The organism is Microbacterium sp., assembly GCF_052102115.1.
Taxonomy (GTDB): Bacteria; Actinomycetota; Actinomycetes; order Actinomycetales; family Microbacteriaceae; genus Microbacterium.
This window is the reverse complement of sequence record NZ_JBQDVP010000025.1, coordinates 1-8,552: the sequence shown is the minus strand read 5'-3', so window position 1 is coordinate 8,552 and position 8,552 is coordinate 1. Positions and strand designations below refer to the sequence as shown.

General features: G+C 68.1%; 12 protein-coding genes. 1 reads left to right on the top strand and 11 read right to left on the bottom strand.

The annotated features are described in order from the left end of the window. The 10 genes from ACTICP_RS09350 to rplU all read right to left on the bottom strand — a co-directional run. Window positions 1–650 (bottom strand): SDR family oxidoreductase (locus tag ACTICP_RS09350; protein ID WP_441891685.1); only part of this gene is annotated, 650 nt, incomplete at its 3' end. Window position 651: 1 nt separating this feature from the next. After that, the gene (rsfS, locus tag ACTICP_RS09345; RefSeq protein ID WP_441891683.1) at window positions 652–1,029 is read right to left on the bottom strand and encodes a ribosome silencing factor; all 378 of its coding nucleotides are present in this window, start codon (window positions 1,027–1,029) and stop codon (window positions 652–654) included. Then, window positions 1,029–2,147 (bottom strand): hypothetical protein, encoded by a 1,119-nt coding sequence (locus ACTICP_RS09340; protein WP_441891681.1) that lies wholly within the window; start codon window positions 2,145–2,147, stop codon window positions 1,029–1,031. The genes rsfS and ACTICP_RS09340 overlap by 1 nt, the downstream gene beginning before the upstream one ends. Beyond that, entirely contained in the window at window positions 2,144–2,746 is a 603-nt protein-coding gene (gene nadD, locus ACTICP_RS09335) for a nicotinate-nucleotide adenylyltransferase (RefSeq protein ID WP_441891679.1), read from the bottom strand. Before nadD ends, ACTICP_RS09340 begins: the two co-directional genes overlap by 4 nt. A 5-nt stretch (window positions 2,747–2,751) precedes the next feature. Next, window positions 2,752–2,976 carry a hypothetical protein gene (locus tag ACTICP_RS09330; protein ID WP_441891677.1) on the bottom strand — a complete coding sequence of 75 codons (225 nt, stop codon included), beginning with the start codon at window positions 2,974–2,976 and terminating at the stop codon, window positions 2,752–2,754. 52 nt (window positions 2,977–3,028) lie between these two features. Next, on the bottom strand, window positions 3,029–4,282 hold the full coding sequence (locus ACTICP_RS09325; protein ID WP_441891675.1) for a glutamate-5-semialdehyde dehydrogenase: 1,254 nt from the start codon (window positions 4,280–4,282) through the stop codon (window positions 3,029–3,031). A gap of 9 nt (window positions 4,283–4,291) precedes the next feature. Continuing rightward, window positions 4,292–5,104: a glutamate 5-kinase gene (proB, locus tag ACTICP_RS09320; protein WP_441891673.1), complete on the bottom strand. Its 813-nt coding sequence runs from the start codon at window positions 5,102–5,104 to the stop codon at window positions 4,292–4,294. Beyond that, a complete protein-coding gene (gene obgE / locus ACTICP_RS09315) occupies window positions 5,101–6,612 on the bottom strand; it encodes a GTPase ObgE (RefSeq protein ID WP_441891671.1) in 1,512 nt (503 codons plus the stop codon). Before obgE ends, proB begins: the two co-directional genes overlap by 4 nt. Before the next feature lie 75 nt (window positions 6,613–6,687). Next, window positions 6,688–6,942, bottom strand: a complete 255-nt coding sequence (gene rpmA, locus ACTICP_RS09310; protein ID WP_441891669.1) for a 50S ribosomal protein L27 — start codon at window positions 6,940–6,942, stop codon at window positions 6,688–6,690. A gap of 19 nt (window positions 6,943–6,961) precedes the next feature. Beyond that, entirely contained in the window at window positions 6,962–7,270 is a 309-nt protein-coding gene (rplU, locus tag ACTICP_RS09305) for a 50S ribosomal protein L21 (protein ID WP_441891667.1), read from the bottom strand. 214 nt (window positions 7,271–7,484) lie between these two features. Between rplU and ACTICP_RS09300 the strand changes: the two genes are divergently transcribed. Beyond that, window positions 7,485–7,754 carry a DUF4031 domain-containing protein gene (locus tag ACTICP_RS09300; RefSeq protein WP_441891665.1) on the top strand — a complete coding sequence of 90 codons (270 nt, stop codon included), beginning with the start codon at window positions 7,485–7,487 and terminating at the stop codon, window positions 7,752–7,754. Here ACTICP_RS09300 and ACTICP_RS09295 read toward each other — a convergent pair. Beyond that, the coding region (locus tag ACTICP_RS09295) for a ribonuclease E/G (RefSeq protein WP_441891663.1) at window positions 7,716–8,552 on the bottom strand (837 nt) is incomplete at its 5' end. The genes ACTICP_RS09300 and ACTICP_RS09295 overlap by 39 nt on opposite strands.

Below are 8,552 nucleotides of genomic sequence, written 5' to 3'. Positions count from 1 at the left end.
TCGCGAGGCAGATCCAGCGCCGTCACGATCGTGGTCGCGACCGACTCGGGGTCGATGAAGCGGTCGGGAACGTACTCGGCGCCCTCCTGCTGGTGCACGCGCTCCTGCATCGGCGTCGCCGTGCGCCCGGGGAAGATCGAGGTCACCCGTACGCCGTGCTCGGCCTCTTCGGCGCGCAGCGCGTCGGCCAGCGCCTTGAGACCGTGTTTGGAGGCCCCGTAGGCGCCCCACTCGGCATGGGCGCGGAGACCGGCGCCGGAGTTCACGAACAGCACCTGCCCGCGTGCCATGCGCAACAGCGGCAGTAGGAGCCTGGTCAGCTCAGCGGGCGCCACGAGGTTCACGGCGAGCTGCTGCTCCCACAGCGCTGATGGCAGATCGGCGACCCGCCCGAGATCGACGACGCCTGCGGCATGCACGAGCGTGTCGATGCGCCCCGGCAGCTGCTGCTTGGACAGCGCCCATGACAGCCGGCCGGGCTGACTGAGGTCGCCGACGATCGTGGATGCCCCGGGGAACCGCGCGGCGATCTCACGCGCACGCCCGGCGTCGCGGGCGAGCAGCACGAGCTCATCCCCGCGGTCGTGCAGTCGTCGGGCGAGAGCAGCGCCGATTCCGGACCCGGCGCCGGTGATCAGATGCATGGTCATCTCAGGACTGCTCGGCTGCCTCGGTGAGTTCGATCGGGATGACGGGACAGTCCTTCCAGAGACGTTCGAGCCCGTAGTAGACCCGCTCCTCACTGTGGAACACGTGCACGATCAGGTCGCCGAAGTCCATCAGCACCCAGCGCGCTTCGCCGCGCCCCTCACGGCGCACTCGTTTGTGGCCGGCTTCGATCAGACGATCCTCGACCTCATCGGCGATTGCGGCGACGTTGCGCTCGCTGTTGCCGGTGACGATCAGGAAGACATCGACGAGGGGCAGCGGTTCGGACACGTTCAGGGCGACGAGGTCTTCTCCGCCCTTCGCGACGGCCGCGTCAGCGGCGATCTGCAGCATCGCTCCGGCGTTCTCCGGTGACTGCATCAGCCGAACACATTCGTGGTGAAGGCGACGACGAGAGCCACCGCGAGGGCCAGTGCGAGCCCGCCCGCCGTGATCGCGAGGATCATCATCAGTTTGTTGCCCTTCTCCGGAGTCGGAGGGCGGATGACCTCCCCGGCGGGCTTGATGGTGCTGACGGCCGAGCTTGCAGCGATCGGTGTCGGCGACGATGACGGCGGCAGTTCGCCGTCGATGAGCACCGAATCGATGTCTTTGCCGTCGGCGGTGCCGTGCGCGTGCCCCTGAGACCCCAGGCCCTTCGGAAGTTCGTAGCTGCCGGTGATGAGCATCTCTCCGGTCGAGGCGACCGGTCCGGACAGCGAACCCTCCCCCGGGTGCGTGAAGATCAGGGTGTTCGGCGCACGGTGCGATCCGCCGGAGTCCGTGGTGATGAGCTCATCGAATGACGGGGTGAAGGCCGGCACCTCGGACTGTCGGCCCAACAGCTGTGTTCCGAGAGCGGGATTGACGATGGGACGCTCGCCCGTGATCGCGGCATCCGCGTCCGCATCCTCGTCGCCCTCCTCTGCGGCAGCGTCAGCCTCAGCCCCTGCGGCAATCTCGGGCTCAGGTTCAGCGTCGGTCTCGACGTCCGGCTCCGCTTCGGCCTGGACCTCGGGCTGCGACTGGGCGGAGACCGGGGCGAACGACGGTACGCCCGACACGACTTCGGCCAACTCCTCGGGCTCTGCTTCTTCCGCCTGCGGCTCGTCGGTCTGCGGTTCGGGCTGCGGCTCGTCGGGCTGCGCAGGCTCCGTGACCGTCTCCTCGACAGCATCCGATTCCTCGGCGACGGGCACGGCCGTCGGCTCGACGATCGGTTCTGCGACCGGAACCGCGGCCGTGCGGAGCCGTTCCTGCTCGCGCACCTGTCGGCGTGTGAGCCGTGACTCGACGGCGGTGGTTTCAGCGACCGGTGCCGGCGGTTCCTCGCTCGGCTCTGCCGGGCGCACCGGCGGAGCGGCGGGAGCCTGGTTCTCCTGCTTCGCAGCGGCTGCGGCTTCGTCTTCTCCGATGACCGGCGTCGCGCCGGTGAGACGGATCTCCCGCAGCTGCTTGCGGGTCAGCGGCCGATCACCCGGCTGATCCGATGTACTCATGCCTTGCTCCGATACAGATGATGCTTCGCGATGTATTGAACGACTCCGTCGGGAACGAGGTACCAGACGGGCTGATCGTCCTGCACCCGCTCACGGCAAGCCGTTGACGAGATCGACAGGGCCGGCACCTCGAGTTGGCTGACGTTGTCGCTCGGGAGGCCATCCGTGCTCAGAACATGTCCTGGGCGGGAGACCGCGACGAAGTGGGCCAACTCCCACAGTTCATCATGGTCCCTCCAACTGAGAATTTGCGCTACGGCGTCTGCTCCCGTGATGAAGAACAGTTCCGCATCGGGCCGTTCCTGCTTCAGATCGCGCAGCGTGTCGATCGTGTAGGTGGGTCCGTCGCGGTTGATATCGACTCGGCTCACCGTGAACTGAGGGTTGGATGCCGTCGCGACGACTGTCATCAGATAGCGGTGCTCGCTCGGGGAGACGTTCGACTTCTGCCACGGATGGCCCGTCGGAACGAAGACGACCTCGTCGAGGTCGAAAGAGTGCGCGACTTCACTCGCCGCGACCAGGTGCCCGTGGTGGATGGGATCGAACGTCCCGCCCATCACTCCGATCCGGGGGGCACGCGTGGTCGTCGTCTCCATATGCCTCAGTGGCCGTGCCCTGCCCCGTGGCCCTCGGCACCGTGCTTCTCTGCCCAGGCCTCAGCCTTGGCGGCGTGACGGTTCGCGACGTTGCGGTACGAGAACGTGACGAGCCCGAGAAGGGCGAACAACCCGGCGGCGATGGCACCGAAGATCACGGTCTCCAGCGCCACGTTTCCGTGGTGCTCCGTTTCAGCGGCAGCCATCGCAATCTGTGCGACGAGGTTCATCCTGTCTCCGTTTCGTGACCAGGTGCGAGAAGAGGTACCTTCATCTTATCGCTCACCCGCGGGTCTGACCCGAACCGCGCGCGAGCCACTTCGTACTGGTGAGCTCTGCCAGGCCCATCGGACCCCTGGCATGCAGCTTCTGCGTCGAGATCCCCACCTCGGCGCCGAAGCCGAACTCCGCGCCGTCCGTGAAGCGCGTCGAGGCATTCGCCATGACGACCGCGGAATCCACCTCGGCGAGGAAGCGGTCCGCATTGCGCGAATCCGTCGTCACGATCGACTCGGTGTGGCCGGTGCTGTACCGGCGGATGTGCGCCAGCGCCTCGTCGAGGGTGTCGACGACCTTCATCGCGATATCGAGACTGAGGTACTCGGTCGCCCAATCCTCCTCGGTCGCGGGGATGACGTTGCTCATGAGACCCACGACCATGTCATCGCCGTGGACAGCGACCCCCTCGCTCTGCAGGGCGCTCGCCACCAGCGGCACCAGCCGCGGAGCGGCCTGCCGCAGCACGAGAACGGTCTCCACGGCGTTGCACACGCTCGGGCGCTGCACCTTGGCGTTGACGACGATGTCTCGCGCCCAGTCGTCCGGGGCGGACTCGTCGAGCACGATGTGCACGTTGCCGGCCCCTGTCTCGATCACGGGCACCGTCGACTCGGTCACGACGGTCTCGATGAGCGCCGCACTGCCGCGCGGGACGAGCACGTCGATGAAGCCGCGCCCCTGCATGAGAGCCTTCGCACCGTCGCGCCCGAAGTCGTCGACCGTTTGGATCGCCTCCGACGTCACCCCGGCGCTCTCGAGCGCGTCGCGCATCGTCTGCACGAGCACGGTGTTCGATTCACGAGCCGCGCTCCCGCCGCGCAGGACGACGGCGTTGCCGGATCGCAGGGCGAGCGCGGCGATGTCGACGGTCACGTTCGGACGCGCTTCGTAGATCGCGCCGACGACGCCGAACGGCACGCGGATCTGCTCGAGGTTCACGCCGTTCGGCATCCGGTGCCCGCCGATCACCTGGCCCACAGGGTCCGGGAGAGCCGCGATCTCGCGCACCGCCGATGCCAGGGCGGCGACCCGCTTCTCGTCCAGACGCAGCCGATCGATCAGGGCGTCGCCGATGCCGTCGGCGCGGCCGTTCTCGATGTCGCGTGCGTTGGCCGCGATGATCGTCGTCGCGTGGTCCTCGATCGCCGCGGCGATGCCCTCCAGCGCGCGCGACTTGTCGTCGCTCGTGAGGCGGGCGACCGCACGCGAGGCCTCCTTGGCGCGCGCCAGACGATCTTGCGAGGTTTCGGTGGTCATCCGCTCAGCTTACGAGACGCCCGGGGTCGGAGCGGCCTCGATGACATCCGGCTCGAACCAGGTGCCGATGTCCGCACCGGCCAGTGCGCGCTCGACCAGGTCGGCGCTGGTCACGAGGACCCCGATGCCGGATGCCGCCGCCAGCCGGGCCGCGGAGACCTTCGTGGCCGCTCCCCCGGTGCCGACGCTGTTGACGACGGTCGCACCGAATTCGAGCCCGCCGAGGTCTGCGCCCGCGGCGATGACGTCGATCGGTTCAGCGGCGGGGTCGGTGGGCGGCTTGGTGTACAGGTTCTCGACATCGCTGAGCAGCACCAGGGCGTCGGCCTGGATGAGCTGCGCGACAAGCGCTGCGAGCCGGTCGTTGTCGCCGAAACGGATCTCCTGCGTAGCCACGGTGTCGTTCTCGTTCACGATCGGCAGGATCCGCAGGCCGAGCAGCCGCTCCATGGCGCGCTGCGCGTTACTGCGCGAGGTGGAGTTCTCCAGGTCGCCGGTGGTCACCAGCACCTGCCCGGCGACGATGCGGAAAGGCCGCAGAGCCTCCTGATACCGGTACACGAGGACGTTCTGCCCGACGGCCGCGGCGGCCTGTTGAGTTGCGAGATCGTTCGGCCTGGCATCCAGATCGAGGAACGGGATGCCGGTGGCGATCGCCCCGGACGAGACCAGCACGATCTCGCAGCCGCGCGCATGCGCGCTGGAGAGGGCGTGGACGATCATCGGGATGCGCCACGAGGACTCCCCGCTGATCGACGAGGAACCGACCTTGACGACGATGCGAGAAGCCGTTGCCAGATCGGCGCGGGTGCGCGCTGTCACGCGTCGTCTCCGTCGCGGTCCTGCCCCGCCGTGGCGCGGCGCTTCTCGTCCTCTTCGGCCCGATGAGCCGTTCGGGCATCCATCCGCTCGTAGTACTGCTCGCGGCGCTCACCGGTCGTCCGGCGTGCGTTCGGGGCGAGCCGTGGGTCGGTGCCGCGCGGCGCGGTCATGATCTCGGCCGCCGAGCGCATAGAGGGCTCCCAGTCGAAGATGAGACCATCGCCCTCGCCGATGACGACCGTCGCCCCGGGAGTCGCACCCAGGCGGAACAGCTCGTCCTCGACGCCGAGGCGCTCGAGACGGTCTGCGAGGTAGCCGACGGCCTCCTCGTTCTGGAAGTCGGTCTGCTGCACCCAGCGCACCGGCTTCTCGCCGAGAATGCGGTAGTAGGTGCCGTAGGAGCCGCCCTCGACGCGGATGGTGAACGGCTTCCGCGATCCCTTGGGCCGGATGACGACGCGCTCGACGGGAACCTCGACCGCGGCCTCGGCGCGATGCTTCTCGACGATCTCGCCCAGTGCGAAGGTGAGCGGGCGCAGCCCCTCGTGCGAGACCGTGGAGATGTCGAACACGCGGAACCCGCGTGCCTCCAGGTCGGGGCGGACGAGGTCGGCGAGATCCCGCGCCTCGGGGACGTCGATCTTGTTCAGGGCGATGAGCTGCGGACGCTCCAACAGGGGCGTCTGACCCTCCGGAACCTCGTAGGCGGCGAGTTCGGCGAGGATGACGTCGAGATCGGAAATCGGGTCGCGGTCCGGCTCGAGGGTGGCGCAGTCGAGCACATGCAGCAGGGCCGAGCAGCGCTCGACGTGGCGGAGGAACTCGAGCCCCAGCCCGCGACCCTCGCTGGCGCCCTCGATGAGACCGGGCACATCGGCGACGGTGTAACGCGCGTCGCCGGCCTGGACCACGCCGAGGTTCGGGTGCAGGGTCGTGAACGGGTAGTCGGCGATCTTGGGGCGCGCAGCGGAGACGGCGGCGACGAGACTGGACTTGCCGGCGGACGGGTACCCGACCAGGGCGACGTCGGCGACGGTCTTCAATTCGAGGACGACATCGCCCTCGAACCCGGGGGTGCCCAGGAGCGCGAACCCTGGCGCCTTGCGCTTCGGCCCGGAGAGGGCCGCATTGCCCAGTCCGCCGCGGCCACCCTCGGCGACGACGAACCTCTCACCGGGGGTGAGCATGTCGATGAGCACGTCGCCGTTCGGGCTTTTGACCACGGTGCCCACCGGAACGGGCAGTTCGAGGGTCTCGCCCTCGTAGCCGGAGCGGTGATCGCCCATGCCGAATCCGCCGTTGCCCGAGGCTCGGTGCGGCGAGTGGTGGTACGAGAGCAGCGTGCCGGTCTGGGTGTCGGCGACGAGCACGATGTTCCCGCCGTCACCGCCGTTGCCGCCATCGGGGCCGCCGAGCGGCTTGAACTTCTCGCGGTGCACGGAGACACAGCCGTTGCCGCCCTTGCCGGCGCGCAGATGCAGCGTCACCGTGTCAACGAACGTGACCATGTGGAAACTCCCCGGATACACGGACGGGGCGGGCCGAAGCCCGCCCCGAACCGGATGTGTGGTGTGCTGCGATTGTTACGCCGCAGCGACGATGTTGACGACCTTGCGGCCGCCCTTCGCGCCGAACTCGACAGCGCCCGCCTCCAGAGCGAACAGCGTGTCGTCGCCACCGCGGCCGACGTTCACGCCGGGGTGGAAGTGGGTGCCGCGCTGGCGGACGATGATCTCGCCTGCGCTGACCTGCTGACCGCCGAAGCGCTTCACGCCAAGTCGCTGGGCGTTGGAGTCACGACCGTTACGGGTGGAGCTTGCGCCCTTTTTGTGTGCCATGTCCTGAGCCTCTTCTTGGTTACTTGATGCCGGTGATCTTGACGCGCGTGAGCTCCTGGCGGTGGCCCTGACGCTTCTTGTAACCGGTCTTGTTCTTGTACTTCTGGATGACGATCTTCGGGCCGCGGAGGTTGCCGATGACCTCGGCGGTCACCGTGACCTTGGCCAGCTTGTCGGCGTCGGTGGTCACCGCGGCGCCGTCGACGAGGAGAACTGCGGGCAGCTCGATCTTCTCGCCCTGAGCAGCCTGAACACGGTCGAGCTGAACGATCGTGCCGACCTCGACCTTCTCCTGCCGCCCACCGGCGCGCACTACTGCGTAAACCACTTGATACCTGTTTCGTTGGGGAGCGGAAAGCTCCGGAAATCTCACGGAAAGACTGTGCCTGCGTTCGTCTCAGGTCAGACGGGTGCGAGCGCAAGGCATCGACCCGTCGCCCTCTGGGGACGACTCAGCTCGCGCACCAAGGGACTACTTTACCGGATCGGGCACGCTCTCGCAAAGCGACCTTGTCCGTGTCGTCCGGTCGTAGGATCGCGGGGTGACCGTTTTGATCGACGACCCCATCTGGCCCGCGCATGGACGCCTCTGGGCTCACCTGGTCAGCGACAGCAGCCTGGACGAGCTGCACGCATTCGCACGTCGCAACGACCTGCCCCCGCGGTCATTCGATCGCGACCACTACGACGTGCCCGAAGACGCGCTCGCACGGCTCATCACCGCCGGAGCTCACCACGTGAGCGGCAAGGAACTGGTGCGCCGACTGATCGCGTCAGGACTCCGCGTCACCGCTCGGGACCGGCGCGGCTGAGGCGTTCACCGACACCGGCGTACCGGTGAGTGCCGCCGTCGTCACGCGACGGCGGTTTCGTCCCTCACCGGGCGCCTTCGGTTCGGGCAGGGCATCGAGCACCGAGTCGAGCAGTTGCTCGGCCTCCGTCTTCGGCGCCGCGGCACGGTCGGAGCCGCGCTTGCGGCGCGGCTTCTTGGGGCGCTCCTGCGCCGCGGGCTGCTCAGGTTCCGCAGCCGCGGGCACGTCCAGGACAGGTTCGCTCGTCGGGGCGAGCGTGGATGCCGCGATCTGCGCGAGCGCGGATTTGGCGCCCTCGGGGATGCTGTGCGCCACCGCGCTGTTCTGCTGCGCGTTCTGGTTCTGCTGTCCGCCACCGCGCTGACGGCGGTTGTTCGACGGGCCGCCCGAGCCGGAGCGGTGCTTCACGACGGGGTCGTGGTGGACGATGACGCCTCGGCCGGCGCAGACCTCGCACGCCTCGCTGAAGGTCTCCAGAAGGCCGAGTCCGAGCTTCTTGCGGGTCATCTGGACCAGGCCCAGCGACGTCACCTCGGCGACCTGGTGCTTCGTGCGGTCGCGGCTCAAGCACTCGATGAGGCGGCGCAGCACGAGGTCGCGGTTGGACTCGAGCACCATGTCGATGAAGTCGACGACGATGATGCCGCCGATATCGCGAAGCCGCAGCTGACGGACGATCTCCTCGGCCGCCTCGAGGTTGTTCTTGGTGACGGTCTCTTCGAGGTTGCCGCCAGAGCCGACGAACTTGCCGGTGTTGACGTCGACGACGGTCATCGCCTCGGTGCGGTCGATGACGAG